The sequence below is a fragment of the Tateyamaria sp. syn59 genome (genome assembly GCF_007995245.1).
GTDB lineage: Bacteria > Pseudomonadota > Alphaproteobacteria > Rhodobacterales > Rhodobacteraceae > Tateyamaria.
This window is the reverse complement of record NZ_VCBA01000003.1, coordinates 420,391-437,445: the sequence shown is the minus strand read 5'-3', so window position 1 is coordinate 437,445 and position 17,055 is coordinate 420,391. Positions and strand designations below refer to the sequence as shown.

Sequence of the window (17,055 nt, the reverse complement as noted above, 5' to 3'; positions counted from 1 at the left end):
ACCATGACCACCGAAGTCCGCGTGCCTACCTTAGGCGAAAGCGTCACCGAAGCGACCGTCGCCACCTGGTTCAAAAAACCCGGCGACAGTGTCGAGGTGGACGAGATGCTGTGTGAGTTGGAAACCGACAAGGTCACGGTCGAAGTGCCCAGCCCCGCCGCTGGCACCCTCGCCGACATCGTCGCAGCCGAAGGTGAAACGGTGGGCGTAGACGCCCTGCTCGCCAACATCTCCGAGGGTGGCGCAGCCGCGCCGTCTAAGCCCGCCCCCAAAGCCGAAGAAGCGGCGCCAGCCGCCGAAGAGGCACCATCGGGCGACAGCGTCGATGTCATGGTCCCCACCCTGGGTGAAAGCGTGACCGAAGCCACCGTCTCCACCTGGTTCAAGGCCGTGGGCGACAGCGTCGCCCAAGACGAAATGCTCTGCGAGCTGGAAACCGACAAGGTCAGCGTCGAAGTCCCCGCCCCCGCTGCCGGTGTGCTGGCCGAGATCACGGCGCCCGAAGGCACAACCGTGGACGCCTCGGCCAAGCTGGCTGTTATCGCAGCCTTGGGTGCAGTGGCGGCCCCCGCAGCTACTGCCACACCAGCCTCAACGGCCGCAGCTGCTCCAGCAGGAACAGGCCGCTCGGACGTGGAAAACGCCCCCTCCGCCCAGAAAGCTATGGCCGAAGCGGGGATCAGCTCCGATCAGGTGACCGGCTCGGGCCGCGATGGCCGCGTGATGAAAGAGGACGTCGCCAAGGCCGTCGCCGCCGCCGCAAGCGCACCCGCACCATCCGCCCCTGTTGCAGCACCGCGTGCACCCGTGGCTGCCGACGACGCCGCACGCGAGGAACGGGTCAAGATGACCCGCCTGCGTCAGACCATCGCCAAGCGCCTGAAGGACAGCCAGAACACCGCCGCCATGCTCACCACCTACAACGAGGTGGACATGACCGAGGTCATGGCGCTGCGCAACGAATACAAGGATCTCTTCCTGAAGAAGCACGGCGTCAAGCTGGGCTTCATGTCCTTCTTCACCAAGGCATGCTGCCATGCCCTGAAAGAGGTGCCCGAGGTCAACGCCGAGATCGACGGCACCGACATCGTCTACAAGAACTTCGTCCACATGGGCATCGCCGCGGGCACACCTACGGGCCTCGTCGTGCCGGTGATCCGCGAAGCCGACAGCCTGTCCTTCGCCGACATCGAAAAGCAGATTGCCGAAAAGGGTGCCCGCGCCCGCGACGGCAAGCTTTCGATGGCCGAAATGCAGGGCGGCACGTTCACCATCTCGAATGGCGGCGTCTACGGCTCGCTCATGTCCTCGCCCATCCTGAACCCACCGCAATCGGGCATCCTGGGCATGCACAAGATCCAGGATCGGCCCATGGCGATTGGCGGCCAGGTGGTGATCCGCCCCATGATGTACCTGGCGCTCAGCTACGACCACCGCATCGTGGACGGCAAAGGGGCGGTGACGTTCCTTGTGCGAGTGAAAGAGGCGCTGGAGGATCCGCGGAGGTTGTTGATGGATTTGTAAGTTAGATCAAGGTTGAAATGCAAAGCAGGGTATATATCGCCTCTATGTCCAAACGGTCCAAGAAAGCCGATAGAAGTCCGACCAAACAGGCACGACTTGAGTTCGTAATTTCGCTTTGGTCGCTTGTCGGTTTGATAGCGCTGCTTGGCGTCTTCCAGCTCATCTATCTGGCTGGCGGCCACGTTCCGAGTACCGTTTCCAAGGCATTCATCGTGTTACCGTTCTTGGCACTGTTGAATCTATGGGCTGGCGTAAACTGGTTTCGTGTTCGCCGTAGGTGCTTAAAGAAGATGGAAGATTTGTAGGTAGGCTTCGGCCCGCCAAACTACGGAGGCAAAGACAAATGACCCCAGAACTCATCTACCTCACCTACGCCGTGATCCTCCTGATCGCCCACGTCCTGATCCAGGCCACCCTCTCGGACCTGTCCAAAGGCATCGGCTGGGCACTAGGCCCGCAGGATGAAAAACGCGAACCAAACGCGGTGGCAGGGCGCATCGAACGGGCGCTCTGGAACTACGTCACCTACTTTCCCGCCTTCGCCGCCATGGCCCTCGCCCTAACGGTCACCAACCTGAACACAGAGACCACTGCCCTCGGCGCGGCCATCTGGTTCTGGGCCCGTGTCGCATACGTCCCAGCCTACGCCTCCGGCATCCCGATGGTCCGCTCGGTCGCATGGATCATCTCGATGGTCGGTCTGATCATGATGGTGCTGGGCATGTTCGGCAACCCGCCCGACCCCGTCCTGCTGCAACCCGCAAACGGATGACCCTGACAGCCGCATATCACCGCGCCATCGCCGCACGCCGTGCCTTCCGCCTGCCGGGTTACCCCACGCTGGCCGAGGCGGGGTTCGATGGCGACTACGTCTCGCCGATCCAGATGACCTCCGGCAACCTCACCGGCCCCCTTCTGATGTCCAAGGACTGGCTTGATGCCCCATCGGCAAACGCCAACAAAGCGCAACTCAAAAGCACCGGCTACCTGCCGAACATCCCGTACAACAAGGTGATCGACCGGGTACTCAAGCTCCTCAACCTCACCCGCGCCGACATCTACATCACGCCTATATTCCACCTGCTGACCCCCAAACGCTCCAGCACGATCCCGGTCGCCCACGCGCGCGCCAGCTTCGACGCCATCGGCAGGCATGAACTCCTGGGCCGTCGCCCCGTCGCACTTGGCAACGACAGCGCCCGAGTACTCAGACACTTCGGCATCGACCACATCACCGCGCCCCACCCGTCGGCCCGCATCGGCAGCTACGACATGCGCGCAGAACAAATCGCAGAGGCGGTGCAAGCAGCATGACCCCCGAACTCACCGCCCTCGCGCTCGCCGCTCTCCTGCAATTCATACAGTTCCTACTGATGGCGATCCCGACCAACATCGAACTCCCGCAGGGCAAGACTCTCTCCCCCCGCGACCGCAAACGCCTCGGCGGCGACATCCAGGACCAGGTGTCGGACAAAACCGGCCGCCTGATCCGCGCCTGGGAAAACCACTTCGAAAGCCTCGCGCTATTCACCATCGCCGTGCTGGTCGTATCCCTCGCAGACGCAAATACCACCTTCACCGCCACATGCGCCTGGACCTATCTGATCGCCCGCACCCTCTACATCCCTGCCTACTATTTCGGCCTGACCCCCTGGCGGTCACTGATCTGGTTCGTGGGCTTTCTCGCAGCACCCCTCATGCTCATCGCAACGCTCATCTGATCTTCTTCTCTTTCCAAATACGGCGGGGTCCGGGGCAGCGCCCCGGTCCGACCGCAAAACAAAAGGACCAAACTCATGGCTTCTTACGACGTAATCATTATCGGCTCCGGCCCGGGCGGCTATGTCTGCGCCATCCGCTGCGCACAACTGGGCCTCAAAGTCGCTTGTGTCGAGGGGCGGGAAACCCTCGGCGGCACCTGCTTGAACGTAGGCTGCATCCCCTCGAAGGCCCTGCTGCACGCCTCCCATATGCTGCACGAGGCTGAACACAACTTCGCCGCCATGGGGCTCAAGGGCAAAAGCCCGTCGGTCGACTGGAAACAGATGCTGGAATACAAAACCGACACGATCGGCCAGAACACCAAAGGCGTGGAATTCCTGTTCAAGAAGAACAAGATCGACTGGCTCAAGGGCTGGGGGTCCATCCCCGAGGCGGGCAAGGTCAAGGTCGGCGACGAGATCCACGAGGCCAAGAACATCATCATCGCCTCCGGCTCGGACGTCGCCACATTGCCCGGCGTCGAGATTGACGAGAAAGTCGTCGTGTCCTCCACCGGTGCGCTGGAACTGGGCAAGATCCCCAAGAAGATGGTGGTGATCGGCGCGGGCGTGATCGGGCTGGAACTTGGGTCGGTCTACAGCCGTCTGGGATCAGAGGTGCAGGTGATCGAATTCCTTGATGCTGTCACCCCTGGCATGGACGCCGAAGTGCAGCGCCAGTTCCAGAAGATCATGACCAAGCAGGGCCTCAGCTTCACCATGGGCGCCGCCGTCCAATCGGTCGAGGTTGCCAAGAACAAGGCCAAGGTCCACTACAAGCTGCGCAAGGACGACAGTGAACACGAGCTGGACGCCGACGTTGTTCTCGTCGCCACTGGTCGCAAACCGTACACCGAGGGCCTCGGCCTTGACGCGCTTGGCGTCAAGATGACCGAGCGCGGCCAGATCGCCGTCGACGCGCACTGGCAGACCAACATCCCCGGCATCTACGCCATTGGCGATGTGATCGAAGGGCCGATGCTCGCCCACAAGGCCGAGGACGAAGGCATGGCCGCCGCCGAGCAGGTCGCGGGCAAGCATGGGCACGTGAACTACGGTGTGATCCCCGGCGTGATCTATACGCACCCGGAGGTTGCCAATGTCGGCAAGACCGAAGAGCAGCTGAAAGACGCGGGCCATGCGTACAAGGCGGGCAAGTTCAGCTTCATGGGCAACGGCCGGGCCAAGGCGAACTTCGCCGCTGACGGGTTCGTCAAAATTCTCGCCGATGCCGAAACCGACCGCATCCTGGGCGCGCACATCATTGGACCAAGCGCAGGCGATCTGATCCACGAGGTCTGCGTGGCGATGGAATTCGGCGCCTCAGCGGAGGACCTGGCGCTGACATGCCACGCGCACCCGACCTATTCAGAGGCAGTGCGCGAAGCCGCCCTCGCATGCGGCCTGGGTCCGATCCACAGCTAAAAGGCGCCGCCTTTTAGACGGTCGCGCGCCGGGAGTAGCACAGCCGCGTCGCAGCGTAGGAAAAGGCGCGGGCCAAAATGGCCCGCGACACCTCGCGCTCTTTACCCTTCGCGAAACGTCACACCGCATCCGCGGCGCGTGCTTGCGGTTTCCAACGCCTGCATCTCTCCCTTCAGGCGGCCCAGTTCCGCCGCGGTGGCCTTGTCGCCCTTGATGAAAAACGCGGCGGGCCAGAACAGCACAAGTGCGACCGCTGTCGCGGTGGCATCGTCCTTTGCCTTCTTATCTTGCGTGCCTGCCACTTCCGACGCGCGCAGGCTCACCCGAGTGGCTTCCTGCCGCAACTGGGTACAATTCAGGCTCTGGAATTGCAGGGGGGAGACATAAGTCGCCCCGACATCCTCCGCCTTTTGCGCACACCCCGCGACGGCAAGGGCAAGTGTCATAACAACGGCACTGGTTACTTTGAACATACAATATCCTTTCGATTGCTCCGAACGGATATGGCACCAAACTTTGCACCCCGTTAAATGCGCGCCGGTACTTGCCTTGCATTCGACGTAAATCCCGCTCAGCAAGACGCCCGCGACGTCCAACAAAGAAATCCGATCCGCCAGATCGGGCACATTTCCGCCGATCCAATCCATACGCAGGGGAACTTTTCTGCCGAACCCAAAGTTTCCCACACGGGAGGGCGTGAACCGCCATTGTTTTCAATGCCGCGGCACTCCTTTCATAGAGAGGCCGCTTTCAGGCCCTGATGAATTAGGAAAGACAGAGGACATCACCATGGATCGTCGTAGCACATTGAAACTGATCGGGGGCGGCGCCGCCCTTGTCACCCTTGGCGCCTGCGCGCAGCCGCAAGACCCCGACATCGTGGACGTCGCCTCGGGCGATCCGAACTTCTCGACACTCGTGGCCGCCGTATCGGCAGCGGGCCTCGTCGATACGCTCAAGGGCCCCGGCCCCTTCACCGTCTTTGCCCCCACGAACGACGCCTTTGCCGCGCTGCCCGCAGGCACAGTCGACAGCCTGCTGTTGCCAGAGAACAAGGACCAGCTCGTCAACATCCTGACCTATCACGTCGTGCCAGGCCAGATCACCGCAGGCGACGTGCTGGGCACGCGTCAGAACGTGACCACCGTTCAGGGCGGGACGCTGGATGTGAACGGCATCGTGGGCAAGTTCGGCTCGGGCGTGACCGTGAACGGCGCCAACGTCATTCAGCCTGACATCTTTGCATCGAACGGCGTGATCCACGCCATTGACCAGGTGCTGTTGCCCTAAGCCACACACCCTGTCCCCGCGGGGACAGACTGCATGACGTCACCACATGGTCCGGGCAGCGCGCTCGGGCCATGCGTCGTCATAGGGCTTGCCGCCTTCTTCGCCCTGCGACACCTCCGCCAGTATCTCGCCAGGTGTCGGCAGCCCCTCCGCATCATTGCGCGACCACAGCCCGGCCCGGATCAGAGCCCGCGCGCACTGGGTATAGACTTCCCCTACCTTGATCACGATCACCGTCGCCGGATGCCGGCCTTTTTGTTCGAACCGCGCGCGCAGATCTTCATCCGCCGTCAGTTTCGCCACCCCGTTCACCCGCACCACGGTGTTCGATCCGGGCACCATGAACATCAACGAGACGCGCCCGTCCGCCACGATGTTGCGCAGACTGTCGAGCCGTTGATTGCCACGCCAGTCGGGCAGAGCCAGGGTTTGCGGGTCAAGCTGCAGCACAACCGGGCCATCGTCCCCGCGTGGGCTGCCATCAGTGCCCTCCGGGCCAACGGTGGTCAGCACGACAAAGCGGGATTTGTCGATCCAACGGGCATAAAGCGGCGTCAGGTGATCGGCCACCTTGCGCAGCGAGGCGGCCCCCGGCGTGCCATAAAGCGCTTCGAGCGCAGGGATATTTTCAATGAACTCCATCGGGATCAAACCCTCCTTCACGCATCAGCGCGTCCGACCGCACCTCGACCGTCTGTTCCAGATGCGCGAGGAAATCATCCTTGGGCATACCATCCGGCATGGCGGGCAGAAACTCGACCACGGCGGTGCCCGGTTTGCGCAGCACGCCGGTGCGCGGCCAGAACACGCCGACATTGGTGGCCACGGGCACGCACGGCTGGCCCAGCTGCTCATAGAGCACCGCGGTACCCACCTTATAGGGCGCCTTGACCCCTGGCGCGACCCGCGTGCCCTGGGAATAAATGATCAACTGGCCCGGCGTCGCGCGCCCGGCCTCAACATCCTTGACCATCTTGGAAATGGCGGCCCCGCGCTTGCCCCGATCCACCGGCACACATTCCAGGCGCTTGGCATAAAGCCCGATGACCGGCGTCCACAGGATCGACCGTTTCATGATGAACTTGGCTGACGGCAACGCGGTGAAGATCATCATGATGTCCAGAAAGGACTGGTGCTTGGACGCGATCAACACCTCGCCCGACGGCACCTCGCCCCGCACCTCGGCCCGGAGCCCGACCATCCAGCGCATCGACCAGAAAACATAGCGGCTGTAGGTCTTGCAGGCGGACCGGGCGCCATGCTTGCTGACGATGGCATAGGGGGCCCAAAGCAACCCGATGACCAGCATCATGACATAGATCTGGCCCATAAAGACGAGCGAACGAATGTATTGGATCATGTCAGTGTCCTTAGGGCGCGGCTGGCGGCATAGGCCGTGGCAAGAAGGGCGACGCACCCGCAAATCACAGGCAGAAGAAGGGGCACGAGCCAGCCCGCGCCCTGAAAACCCAGGCCCGTCAGAAAACCGGGGGCCTCGCTCCCGGATGGCATCAGCCACACGGTCAGCACCCCCAGGCCGACCCCCACGGCCGAGCCTGCCAAAGCGCGCAATGTGAAACGGCGCACGAACGCATTGGCGATGTAACTGTCGGTGGCTCCCACAAGGCGCAGCACCGCGATCACCTGCGCATTGGCGGCAAGGGCTGCGTTGGCGGCAAGCGTCACCATCGCTGCAACCGCCCCGATGATCAGCAGCGCAACGGTCCAGCCCAGCAGACGCAACCGTTGGGCAGCAGAAACAAGGGGCGCGCGCCAGCGGCCATGATCGTCAAGGACAGCGCCCGGTACCTCTGCCGCCAGACGCAGGCGCAGGCCGGTGGCGTCAAATCCCTCTCCGGTCGCCTCGATCTCGATCAACCGGGGCACCGGCAGCGTATCAAGGGGCAGGTCCTGTCCGAACCACGGGGCAAGCAGCGCCTGTTGCTCTTCATCGGTCAGCGCGCGGGCCTCGGCCACGCCCGGCGTGGTGGACAGCACCTCAAGCGCTGCGGTCGTCTGAATGGCACGCTGGTCTTCGGGGGCCACGATGCGAATGGTTGCCGTGCGCGCCAGTTCGTCCCCCCACCGATCGGCCAACCGGCCAGAGGCCAGCGACAGCGCCAGGGCAAAGACGGCCAGGAATGCCATGGCGCCGGACACGAACAGCGTCAGCTGTGCGGTAAATCCCGTGGGTGGAACGACCCGGTCGGCATAGCGATCACCGGCCAGAAGGGCGCGCAAGGTCCGCATGTTGAACATCACAGATCTGCCCCCGCCAATTGCACCCGCCGGTTCGAAATGCGCAAGACACGCGCCTGCACCTGTGCCTTGGCCGCGCGGATGAGCGACAGGTCATGGGTGGCAATCAGCACCGTCTTACCCATCTTGTTGAGCTCGACCAGCAGGGTCAGCAAGCGCTGCGACATGTCCCAATCGACATTGCCCGTAGGCTCGTCCGCAAGGACGACATCGGGCGACATGATGACGGCGCGCGCCAGCGCCGCACGCTGGCGTTCACCACCCGAAAGCTCGGGCGGCAGCGCAGTGGCCCTCTGGGTCAGGCCAACCCAGGTCATCAGCTCCTCAAGATCGCCGTTGGCGGTGTCAGCCTGACGCCCGGATACTGTCAGGGGCAGCGCGACGTTGTCCGACACCGGCAAGTGATCGAGGAATTGCACGTCCTGATGCACGACACCCACGCGCCGCCGCACCTTGGCGATATCATCGCGCTGCAGGCTGCGCACATCGCGGTCGAACAGGCGCACAAGGCCCGAGGTCGGCAACAGCGCGCCATAGCACAGCTTCAAAAGCGTGGTCTTGCCCGCGCCCGATGGACCGGTCAGGAAATGGAACGATCCCGGCGCCAGCTTGACCGAGATGTCGGACAAAAGCTCACCGCCGCCATAGCTGTACGCCACATTTTCCAGCTCGATCACGTGCGCCCCCGCCCCTTTGCGACCTGTTGTGCCTCAGCACCATGCCGGATTCAATCTGAATGCTTGGGGTGCGGCCCGCGCAGTTATGTCTTTTCTGAATAGGCCCTACAACATATGGTGAGTACTAAAAGTCGAGGCAGGAACCGAAATGCGGCTGATTTGTCCCAATTGCGATGCGCAATACGAAGTTGTGGATGACGTTATCCCGGCTGAGGGGCGCGACGTGCAGTGCTCGAACTGCGGGCAGACCTGGTTTCAGCACCACCCCGATCACATGCCCGACGACACGGATGCCGACGAGGGGCCGGTCGATCAGGTGCCAGCCGATGACGAGCCCGCCGAAGAGGAAGAGCGCACTGAGGCCCCCGAACCCAAGCGCCGCGAGCTTGATCCATCCGTCGCCGACATCCTGCGCGAGGAGGCCGAAGTCGAGAGCAAGGCCCGCGCAAGCGAGGCCGAAGCGTTGGAAAGTCAGCCGGAACTTGGCCTCGACAGCGCAGAGGCGGATGGTGACCGCCGCGCCCGCGAGGCCCGCGCACGCATGTCCCGGATGCGCGGCGAAGACCCCGCACCCGAGCAGGTGTCGGAGGCGGCAGCCACTGCCGCCGCAATCGGGTCGCGCCGTGACCTCTTGCCCGACATCGAAGAGATCAACTCGACCCTGCGCTCAACCGGGGACAGGGAAACCGCGCCCGCCGCAGACATGGCAGCAGACCCTGCCGAGGCCGCGCAGAGCCGCTCCGGCTTCCGCCGCGGCTTTCTGCTGATGATCCTGCTGGCCGTCGTGCTGCTGGTGATCTACGTCTTTGCCCCCGACATCGCACGCAGCGTGCCGCAGGCCGACCCCTTGCTCAGCTCCTATGTGGCGCAGGTCGACAGCGCGCGGGTCTGGCTGGATGGTCAGGTCGCAGCCGGGCTGACATGGCTGGACAACCTGACAGCCAGCACACCCGAATAGGACCTAGAAGCGGTCAAGCAGACGCTTGAGGTAATCCAGCTCAACATCCGGACGCTCACCTTCGCCGGACCGGCGGCGGATCTCGTCCAGCAGGTCACGGGCCCGGCGGTACACGTCTTCGCCCTGCAACAGACCCTCTTCGGTGCCAACCGACCCGTTCGATCCCGGCTCGCGGCCCAGCGGATCGCGCGCTTCGGCCCGGCGGTCGCTCTCGGACGTGCCCTGGCCCTGCTGGGCGTCCTGCTGCTCCTGCTGCATCGCTTCGCCAAGAGCGCGCATGCCTTCGCGCAGGGCCTCCATGGCCTGGCTCTGGTTGTCGATGGCGTCGGCAAAGTCGCGCTGGCGCAGGGCCTCTTCGGCGCCGTCCATGGCGCGGCCGGCACGGTCCAGCGCATCACGGGCCGCGTCACCTTCCGGCGTGCCGGAACCCGGCAGGCTGCCCTGCTGGCGGCGCAATTCATCGCGCAGCGCCTGTTGACGGTCGGCAAGCGAGCCTTCCTGGCCCTGACCTTGGCCATCGGCTTGCTGGTCACCTTCGCCGCCTTGCTCAGTGTCGCCTTGCTGGCCCTGACCCTGACCGCCCTGGCTGTGCTCTTGCCCGCGGCCCGCACCGCCATCGCGGCCCTCGTTCTGCTGACTTTCACCGGCCTGAGCGTTGGGGTTGAACTGTTCCTGCAAGTCGCGGAACGCCTGGTCACTCAACCCCTGCTGCTCGCGCAGCGTCTCGGCCAGACCTTCCATGGCCTGCTCACCGGGGCTTTGGCCCTCGCCACCCTGCCCTTGGGTGACCTGCATGTTCTCCAGCATCTCCTGCAACTCACGCAGGGCCTGCTCGGCCTCGGCCATGCGGCCCTGTTCCATCAGCTCCTGAATGCGGTCCATCATGCGCTGGATGTCGTCCTGCGTCATCTGCATCTGGTTCTGCGACTGCTGCTGATTGCGCGGGTTTTCCTCATTGTTCTGGCGGTCCAACTCGGCCTGCCGCGACAGCTGCTGCATGTAGTCGTCGGTGGCGCGACGCAGCTCGCGCATCAACTCTTCGATCTCGGCGGGGCTCGCCCCATCGCGCATCGCCTGCTCCAGACGCTCGCGCGCGCGGCGCAGACGTTCCAGCGCGTCGGCCAGATCGCCCTCTTCGATGCCAAGGGCCAGATCCCACATGTCACGCGAAATCTCATCCTGCTTTTCGTCGGTCAGACCGTAGCTGGCAAAGAGCTCAAGCTTACTGATGACACGGCGCAGGCGCAGCTGATCCACCTCGCGGCGGAACACGTCATCCGGCCGGTGCGCCACGGCGCGCAGGATCTGCGCCACGCGGGTGCCGTTGTCCTTGGACCAAAGCAGATCGCGCCGCTGTTCAATGATCGACGCGGCCAGCGGGTCGAAAAAACGCCGCCCCGGCAGGGTCATCTGGAACGGTGCGGTTTCCGATTGCTGTTCGGCTGCATCAAGCGCAGTCATCACAACCGTCACAGGCAGGTTGGCCCATGGATGTTCCGAAAAATCCTCGACCAGCGCCTCTTCAAACTCCCTCCGATCCCCGGTGAAAGGCATCGGCAGGGACACCGTGATGTCAGGCCGGCTTTCCGGCTCGATGGCCAGCCCATGACGGCGGTCCACCTCTGGCAGATCAAGCGCAAAGCGCGCTTCGCCCGCTTCGACCCCATAGTCGTCAGAGGCGGCATAGGGCAGCGTCATCTCGCCCAGCGCGGTCGTCTCGGGGCTATCAAGTACCTCGATCCGCGGCGCTTCATCCGGCAGCACCGCGACGGACCAGGTGCGCCCGCCAGGGCCGTTGATCGCAATTTCACCCGAGCGGTTGACGGTAAAGTCCTGCTCGGGCGCAGAGGCGGGGGGCACTTCACCAATCCGGCCGGACACGGTCTCGGCCACGGTCAGCGCCCCGACTTCACCATAAAGCCGCAAGGTAATCAGCGACCCGGCAGGCACCTCCAGCGGGCCCTCGGCAATGTCGTTCAGGTATATCGTGGGCCGCCCGGTGTAGCGCGGGCTTTCAGCCCAGCCCTCCCAGACAGGGCCGGTGGCCAGACCATCGGCGCCGCCTGGCGCCATGTGGGCGACAGAGCCGACGCGCCAGATCGACCCGAAAATCACCGCCACGGCAAAAATCAAGACAGCCACATAGCGCAGCGCGTAGGGGTCGCGCCGTGCGATCCTCAGATCGGCAGGCACCGGTTGCGCGCGTGCGGCACGCTCGGCCATGCGCGCCTGGTGCGCGCGCCAGACCGCGGCGGAGGCCGCATCGTCATCCCCGATGGCCTGTTCGTCCATCAGCGCCTGGATCGGACGCCCCGGCAGCGTTTCATCCAGCCGAACGAGGGCTGCGTCGCGGGTCGGAATACGGAAGGTGCGCAACGCATAGACCAGCGTTCCAAGGCCAGCCGCCGTCGCAGCCACCGCCGCAACCCAAACAAGCTCGACCATCACGGTATCTTGCAACCCCAGCATCAGAACCGCCAGCACCGCCAAAACCACCGTCGCCAAGGGCCACGTGGCTTGCCAGAACGACTCGGCAAACATGCCCGCGCGGGTCAACGCAAGCGGCCAGCGCAGAGTTTTCATCCCACGCCGCACATCGTGCTTGGAAAAACTGGCCATGTGTCGCGTCCCTTGTCGGTGGCGCGGGCCACGTTATAGCGCCCTCAGCCTCATATAGGCACTGATCGGATCAGAGCCATTCAGGGATGGTATCGCGATTTATCATTTCGTCAAAGGTCGGGCGTGCGCGGATCACCGCGTATTGATCACCGTGAACCAGAACTTCAGGAATAAGTGGTCGCGTGTTGTACTCGCTGCTCATTACTGCGCCATATGCGCCAGCGGAGCGGAAGGCGACAAGGTCACCAGCGCTCAGCGGTGGCATCATCCGCTGCTTGGCAAAGGTGTCCCCAGATTCGCAGACCGGGCCAACGATGTCATAAGGCGCCTGTTCAGCACCCGGCGCCGGTTCGATGACCGGCACGATATCGTGATAGGCTTCGTACATCGCGGGCCGGATGAGGTCGTTCATGGCCCCATCGAGGATCAGAAAATCGCGCCCCTCGCCGGATTTGACATAGATGACCTCGGACACCATCAGCCCGGCATTGCCGGAAATCAGCCGGCCCGGCTCAATCTCGACCTCGCAGCCCAGATGCCCGACCGTGCGCTTGATCAGCGCGCCATAATCCGTGGGCAACGGCGGCGCCTCGTTCGAGCGGGCATAGGGAATGCCCAGCCCGCCGCCCAGATCAAGGCGGCGAATGTCGTGGCCGTCCTCGCGCAGCTGCACCGTCAGTTCCGCGACCTTCTGATAGGCCAGCTCAAACGGCGCCAGTTCGGTCAGTTGCGACCCGATGTGAACGTCGATGCCGATGACATCGAGGTGCTCCATCGCCCCCGCCATGGCATAGACCTCGCGCGCCCGCGCAATCGGAATGCCAAACTTGTTCTCCGACTTGCCGGTCGCGATCTTGGCGTGGGTCTTGGCATCCACATCCGGGTTCACGCGAATGGTGATGGGGGCAACGGCACCCATTTCGCCAGCGACGCGATTCAGCACCTCCATCTCCGGCTCGGATTCCACGTTGAACTGGCGGATGCCACCGGTCAGCGCCATGCGGATCTCGTCCGCGGTCTTGCCCACGCCGGAAAACACGATCTTGTCACCCGGCACGCCAGCTGCCTTTGCGCGCGCGTATTCACCACCCGACACCACATCCATGCCCGCACCCGCCTGCGCCAGCGTCTTGAGGATCGCCTGGTTGCTCGCCGCCTTCATCGCGTAGCACACCAGATGGTCCATGCCATCAAGCGCCTCATCAAACAGTGTGAAGTGGCGCAAGAGCGTCGCTGTCGAGTAGACATAGAACGGCGTGCCCACGGCAGCCGCAATATCGGCCACCGGCACATCCTCGGCGTGCAGGACGCCATCGCGGTAGAGAAAATGATCCATGAGCGCCTGCCTAATTCAGCAGGCGCCCGGCTTCAATTGCTTAGCGCGCCAGATCGCCAGCCTTTTTACGCGCTTTTTCCATCGCGATACGGCTCGACTTGATCGCCGCCGAACAGGCGATGGCCGCGTCAAAGGCGGGCATGTGCCGTGCGTTCAGCACCCCCTCGCCCGTGGCAAGCTGATAGAGCATGTGAAACGGGTTCGCGTTGCACTCGATGACCAGCGGGCCATCCGCATCAATCGCGATGTCCCAACCGAACACGCCGAAATCCGGGAACAGCATGTGGTTGTCCGTCGCCAGTTTCTGCACCGCATCCCAATGTGGGATCTGCGCGCCGACAATGGGCTGCCCGCTCACCGGATGCGTCTCGATCCACTCGGCGGCCAGACCCGTGCCGCGCTTGCAGCGGCTCACAACCCCGTCGTCGCCCACCTGGGCGACCATCGACCCCGCCTGCCAGAAATTGTCGGACATCGCCGACGGCGACGGCAGCTTCCACAGCGAGTAAAGCACCTTGGCGCCCTGCTCGTCCCGCAGGGTCACAACACGCAACGTGCCAACGGCAGGACCGGTGATGGCTGTCATATCAGGATGCTGCTGCACGGCGGATTGCAGGATGAACCCCTCGGGATAATCCTCCACCAGCTCATGCGCGAACCCCTCAAGGTCCACCTCGCGCCCGTTGCCCAGACGCAGCATGTCACCCTCAAGCCCCGTGATCAGGGCGGAGCCCACGCTCTTGGACCCCTCGCAGGGCTTACCGAACAGCGGATAGTCCGCTTCATTTTTCAGAAACGCCACAACCGCCTGCGGATCGCGCAGCACCGGAATGGTGCCGCATGCACGGTTGGGATGCACCAGAGCCTGCGTGTGCGTCGTCCGCGCGCCCAGACGTTCCAGCAGTGCCGCATACATCGCCTTGTCACGGATAAACGCACGCATCGGCGTCAGATCCAGGGGCGACAACCGGTTGTTCAGCCGAAAGCTGCCCATCTCGCCCACGAATGTCTTCTTGTCGTCCATCGACAGCGCAGGATCATAGACACCCGACGTGTGATACTCATCCGCCCGCATCCGGCTCTGACCCCGGCGCAGCGCCCACATCTCGCGCATCTGGCGGAACGGGCTGACGCCATGGGCGCGGGCCACGTCGACAATCATCTGGGGGGCGGGGGGAATGGGATTGGCCGGTGCCGCCAAAAGGGCCTTGGGCGCTGTCTGTTCCATAAAATCTGTCCTCTGCTCGAACGCATTGTGCCTGCGGTCGAAACAATACCGAGGATTTGGGCGAAATTAGGGCCGCAAAAGGTCAGATTTTATTGAATGGGCCGCGACCGCAGGAACAGGTACAGGGGCAAGCCGCAACTCACCCCGATGCAAAACGTCGCCGGGATCGCGATCAGCGCTAGCCAGTTCCGACGCACCGCCACTTCCGAGATAATCCAGACCGTCAACGCCGCCGCCGCAATCGTCAGATCCCACACCAGCCCGCTGGTGGCGGCATTCACATGCCACGCATCGACCATCGCCATGATGTCCCAGGTGTTCGCCTGAAACCAGCTGATGAAATAGTACATCGGGTGAATGGCGCCCCAAACGGCGAGGGCGAGATAGACGATGCGTACCGGGGCCATGGCTCAGAACAGGCTCACACCGACAGACAGCGGCCCGCGCCGCACGCCGACCGTGCCACCCGCATGCACGCCGTTCGATCCCACGCCGATGGTCACGCCACCCGTGGGCTGCACCGGCTCGCCATCGGCGCCACAGGCGGCGACAAACAACAGCGACAGGACACAAAGAACACGGATCATGCGATCACCTCTCTCCACCGGGCAACCTGCGCGCGCACCTGGGCCGGCGCAGTGCCTCCGTAACTTGTACGCGATCCGACGGAATTTTCCACGCTCAAAACGGTGAACACGTCGTCGGTGATGCCCTCATGCGCCGTTTTCATCTGTTCCAGCGTCAGATCGGGCAAATCGCAGCCCTCGGCCTCAGCCAGCGCCACAAGGCTGCCGGTGATGTGATGCGCGTCACGGAAGGGCAGGCCCAGCACCCGCACCAGCCAGTCGGCCAGGTCGGTCGCGGTAGAAAAGCCCGACCCGGCAGCAGTCGCAAGGCTCTCGCGATTGGCGGTCATGTCCCGCACCATCCCGTCCATCGCCGCCAGCGCCAGCATCCAGTTGTCGGCGGCGTCAAAGACCTGTTCCTTGTCTTCCTGCATGTCCTTGGAATAGGTCAGCGGCAGCCCCTTCATCACCATCATCAGGCCCGTGTTCGCACCAAAAATCCGGCCCACCTTGGCCCGGATCAACTCGGCGGCATCAGGGTTCTTCTTCTGCGGCATGATGGACGACCCGGTCGAAAACCGATCCGACAGCGTGACAAAGCGGAACTGGGCCGACGACCAGATAACCAACTCTTCGGCAAAACGGCTCAGGTGCATGGCGCAAATGCTCGCCGTGCCCAAAAACTCCAGCGCGAAATCCCGGTCGCTCACCGCATCCAGCGAATTGGCCGCAGGGCGGTCAAAGCCCAGCGCCTCTGCCGTCATCTGCCGATCAATCGGGAACGACGTCCCTGCCAAGGCCGCAGCGCCCAAGGGGCTTTCATTCATCCGCGCCCGCGCATCGCGCACACGGGACAGATCGCGGCCAAACATCTCAACATAGGCCATCATGTGATGGCCCCAGGTCACCGGTTGCGCCGTCTGCAAATGGGTAAAGCCCGGCATGACCCAATCGGCCCCCGTCTCTGCCTGATCCAGCAGCGCTGCGATCAGCGACAACAGAGCGCTCTCAGCCGCATCAAACTGGTCGCGCACCCACAACTTGAAATCGGTCGCCACCTGATCGTTCCGCGACCGCCCCGTATGCAGCCGCCCCGCAGGCTCACCAATCACCTCTTTCAGCCGCGCCTCCACATTCATGTGAATATCTTCAAGCGCGGTGGAAAACTCAAACGTCCCCGCCTCAATTTCTGACAAGACCGTGAGCAGCCCTTCCCGGATCGCCTCCACATCCTTATCACTCAGGATGCCGGTGGCGCCCAACATGGCGGCATGGGCCCGCGAGCCTGCAATGTCCTGGGACGCCATGCGCTGGTCAAACCCGATCGAGGCATTAATTGCCTCCATGATCGCATCTGGACCTGCTGCAAACCGGCCCCCCCACATCTGATTTGCGGTCTTGTCGGACATGAAC

18 protein-coding genes are annotated in these 17,055 nt (G+C 63.5%); 7 read left to right on the top strand and 11 right to left on the bottom strand.

The features are described 5' to 3' along the window. The first annotated feature begins 3 nt into the window (after positions 1 to 3). The 5 genes from odhB to lpdA all read left to right on the top strand — a co-directional run bounded on the left by odhB (position 4) and on the right by lpdA (position 4,709). A complete protein-coding gene (odhB, locus tag FD715_RS08155) occupies positions 4 to 1,524 on the top strand; it encodes a 2-oxoglutarate dehydrogenase complex dihydrolipoyllysine-residue succinyltransferase (RefSeq protein ID WP_147107877.1) in 1,521 nt (506 codons plus the stop codon). 343 nt (positions 1,525 to 1,867) lie between these two features. Next, positions 1,868 to 2,296 (top strand): MAPEG family protein, encoded by a 429-nt coding sequence (locus FD715_RS08150; protein WP_147107874.1) that lies wholly within the window; start codon positions 1,868 to 1,870, stop codon positions 2,294 to 2,296. Further along, a complete protein-coding gene (locus FD715_RS08145; protein ID WP_147107872.1) occupies positions 2,293 to 2,838 on the top strand; it encodes a hypothetical protein in 546 nt (181 codons plus the stop codon). Before FD715_RS08150 ends, FD715_RS08145 begins: the two co-directional genes overlap by 4 nt. Continuing rightward, positions 2,835 to 3,245: an MAPEG family protein gene (locus FD715_RS08140; protein ID WP_147107870.1), complete on the top strand. Its 411-nt coding sequence runs from the start codon at positions 2,835 to 2,837 to the stop codon at positions 3,243 to 3,245. The genes FD715_RS08145 and FD715_RS08140 overlap by 4 nt, the downstream gene beginning before the upstream one ends. A gap of 75 nt (positions 3,246 to 3,320) precedes the next feature. Beyond that, complete coding sequence (gene lpdA, locus FD715_RS08135; RefSeq protein ID WP_147107866.1) at positions 3,321 to 4,709, top strand: dihydrolipoyl dehydrogenase; 1,389 nt, start codon at positions 3,321 to 3,323, stop codon at positions 4,707 to 4,709. A 101-nt stretch (positions 4,710 to 4,810) separates the two neighbouring features. Here lpdA and FD715_RS08130 read toward each other — a convergent pair whose 3' ends face one another. After that, positions 4,811 to 5,182, bottom strand: a complete 372-nt coding sequence (locus FD715_RS08130; protein WP_147107863.1) for a hypothetical protein — start codon at positions 5,180 to 5,182, stop codon at positions 4,811 to 4,813. Between the two features lie 316 nt (positions 5,183 to 5,498). Between FD715_RS08130 and FD715_RS08125 the strand changes: the two genes are divergently transcribed. After that, entirely contained in the window at positions 5,499 to 5,999 is a 501-nt protein-coding gene (locus FD715_RS08125) for a fasciclin domain-containing protein (RefSeq protein ID WP_147107859.1), read from the top strand. Positions 6,000 to 6,038: 39 nt separating this feature from the next. On the opposite strand, the gene FD715_RS08120 is transcribed toward FD715_RS08125, so the two are convergent. From FD715_RS08120 to FD715_RS08105, 4 genes are read right to left on the bottom strand one after another with little or no spacing between them, the layout of a single operon-like run. Next, complete coding sequence (locus FD715_RS08120; RefSeq protein ID WP_147107856.1) at positions 6,039 to 6,641, bottom strand: pyridoxamine 5'-phosphate oxidase family protein; 603 nt, start codon at positions 6,639 to 6,641, stop codon at positions 6,039 to 6,041. Beyond that, positions 6,628 to 7,359 carry a 1-acyl-sn-glycerol-3-phosphate acyltransferase gene (locus FD715_RS08115; RefSeq protein WP_147107853.1) on the bottom strand — a complete coding sequence of 244 codons (732 nt, stop codon included), beginning with the start codon at positions 7,357 to 7,359 and terminating at the stop codon, positions 6,628 to 6,630. The genes FD715_RS08120 and FD715_RS08115 overlap by 14 nt, the downstream gene beginning before the upstream one ends. Next, positions 7,356 to 8,258: a cell division protein FtsX gene (locus FD715_RS08110; protein WP_370455372.1), complete on the bottom strand. Its 903-nt coding sequence runs from the start codon at positions 8,256 to 8,258 to the stop codon at positions 7,356 to 7,358. The genes FD715_RS08115 and FD715_RS08110 overlap by 4 nt, the downstream gene beginning before the upstream one ends. Next, on the bottom strand, positions 8,258 to 8,935 hold the full coding sequence (locus FD715_RS08105) for a cell division ATP-binding protein FtsE (RefSeq protein ID WP_147107850.1): 678 nt from the start codon (positions 8,933 to 8,935) through the stop codon (positions 8,258 to 8,260). Before FD715_RS08105 ends, FD715_RS08110 begins: the two co-directional genes overlap by 1 nt. Before the next feature lie 148 nt (positions 8,936 to 9,083). On the opposite strand from FD715_RS08105, the gene FD715_RS08100 reads away from it, so the two are divergent. Continuing rightward, positions 9,084 to 9,893, top strand: coding sequence for a zinc-ribbon domain-containing protein (locus FD715_RS08100; protein WP_147107847.1), 810 nt, complete (start codon positions 9,084 to 9,086; stop codon positions 9,891 to 9,893). A gap of 3 nt (positions 9,894 to 9,896) precedes the next feature. On the opposite strand, the gene FD715_RS08095 is transcribed toward FD715_RS08100, so the two are convergent. From FD715_RS08095 to argH, 6 genes are all read right to left on the bottom strand, one after another. Further along, positions 9,897 to 12,512, bottom strand: coding sequence for a TIGR02302 family protein (locus tag FD715_RS08095; RefSeq protein ID WP_147107845.1), 2,616 nt, complete (start codon positions 12,510 to 12,512; stop codon positions 9,897 to 9,899). Positions 12,513 to 12,582: 70 nt separating this feature from the next. Further along, positions 12,583 to 13,848, bottom strand: coding sequence for a diaminopimelate decarboxylase (gene lysA, locus FD715_RS08090; protein ID WP_147107842.1), 1,266 nt, complete (start codon positions 13,846 to 13,848; stop codon positions 12,583 to 12,585). A gap of 40 nt (positions 13,849 to 13,888) precedes the next feature. Further along, a complete protein-coding gene (locus FD715_RS08085) occupies positions 13,889 to 15,076 on the bottom strand; it encodes a sugar-transfer associated ATP-grasp domain-containing protein (protein WP_147107838.1) in 1,188 nt (395 codons plus the stop codon). An 89-nt stretch (positions 15,077 to 15,165) separates the two neighbouring features. After that, positions 15,166 to 15,483, bottom strand: a complete 318-nt coding sequence (locus FD715_RS08080) for a DUF2834 domain-containing protein (protein WP_147107835.1) — start codon at positions 15,481 to 15,483, stop codon at positions 15,166 to 15,168. Positions 15,484 to 15,486: 3 nt separating this feature from the next. After that, positions 15,487 to 15,663: a hypothetical protein gene (locus FD715_RS22485; RefSeq protein WP_189799436.1), complete on the bottom strand. Its 177-nt coding sequence runs from the start codon at positions 15,661 to 15,663 to the stop codon at positions 15,487 to 15,489. Beyond that, positions 15,660 to 17,051 carry an argininosuccinate lyase gene (gene argH / locus FD715_RS08075; protein WP_147107832.1) on the bottom strand — a complete coding sequence of 464 codons (1,392 nt, stop codon included), beginning with the start codon at positions 17,049 to 17,051 and terminating at the stop codon, positions 15,660 to 15,662. Before argH ends, FD715_RS22485 begins: the two co-directional genes overlap by 4 nt. Positions 17,052 to 17,055: the final 4 nt, after the last annotated feature.

What these genes read in the sequence shown, in the direction of transcription:
- FD715_RS08120 (WP_147107856.1), bottom strand. Translation starts at nt 6,641, where the DNA reads ATGGAGTTCATTGAAAATATCCCTGCGCTCGAAGCGCTTTATGGCACG.
- lysA (WP_147107842.1), bottom strand. Translation starts at nt 13,848, where the DNA reads ATGGATCATTTTCTCTACCGCGATGGCGTCCTGCACGCCGAGGATGTG.
- FD715_RS08110 (WP_370455372.1), bottom strand. Translation starts at nt 8,258, where the DNA reads ATGTTCAACATGCGGACCTTGCGCGCCCTTCTGGCCGGTGATCGCTAT.
- FD715_RS08100 (WP_147107847.1), top strand. Translation starts at nt 9,084, where the DNA reads ATGCGGCTGATTTGTCCCAATTGCGATGCGCAATACGAAGTTGTGGAT.
- FD715_RS08085 (WP_147107838.1), bottom strand. Translation starts at nt 15,076, where the DNA reads ATGGAACAGACAGCGCCCAAGGCCCTTTTGGCGGCACCGGCCAATCCC.
- FD715_RS08125 (WP_147107859.1), top strand. Translation starts at nt 5,499, where the DNA reads ATGGATCGTCGTAGCACATTGAAACTGATCGGGGGCGGCGCCGCCCTT.
- FD715_RS08130 (WP_147107863.1), bottom strand. Translation starts at nt 5,182, where the DNA reads ATGTTCAAAGTAACCAGTGCCGTTGTTATGACACTTGCCCTTGCCGTC.
- FD715_RS22485 (WP_189799436.1), bottom strand. Translation starts at nt 15,663, where the DNA reads ATGATCCGTGTTCTTTGTGTCCTGTCGCTGTTGTTTGTCGCCGCCTGT.
- FD715_RS08080 (WP_147107835.1), bottom strand. Translation starts at nt 15,483, where the DNA reads ATGGCCCCGGTACGCATCGTCTATCTCGCCCTCGCCGTTTGGGGCGCC.
- odhB (WP_147107877.1), top strand. Translation starts at nt 4, where the DNA reads ATGACCACCGAAGTCCGCGTGCCTACCTTAGGCGAAAGCGTCACCGAA.
- FD715_RS08115 (WP_147107853.1), bottom strand. Translation starts at nt 7,359, where the DNA reads ATGATCCAATACATTCGTTCGCTCGTCTTTATGGGCCAGATCTATGTC.
- argH (WP_147107832.1), bottom strand. Translation starts at nt 17,051, where the DNA reads ATGTCCGACAAGACCGCAAATCAGATGTGGGGGGGCCGGTTTGCAGCA.
- lpdA (WP_147107866.1), top strand. Translation starts at nt 3,321, where the DNA reads ATGGCTTCTTACGACGTAATCATTATCGGCTCCGGCCCGGGCGGCTAT.
- FD715_RS08145 (WP_147107872.1), top strand. Translation starts at nt 2,293, where the DNA reads ATGACCCTGACAGCCGCATATCACCGCGCCATCGCCGCACGCCGTGCC.
- FD715_RS08095 (WP_147107845.1), bottom strand. Translation starts at nt 12,512, where the DNA reads ATGGCCAGTTTTTCCAAGCACGATGTGCGGCGTGGGATGAAAACTCTG.
- FD715_RS08150 (WP_147107874.1), top strand. Translation starts at nt 1,868, where the DNA reads ATGACCCCAGAACTCATCTACCTCACCTACGCCGTGATCCTCCTGATC.
- FD715_RS08140 (WP_147107870.1), top strand. Translation starts at nt 2,835, where the DNA reads ATGACCCCCGAACTCACCGCCCTCGCGCTCGCCGCTCTCCTGCAATTC.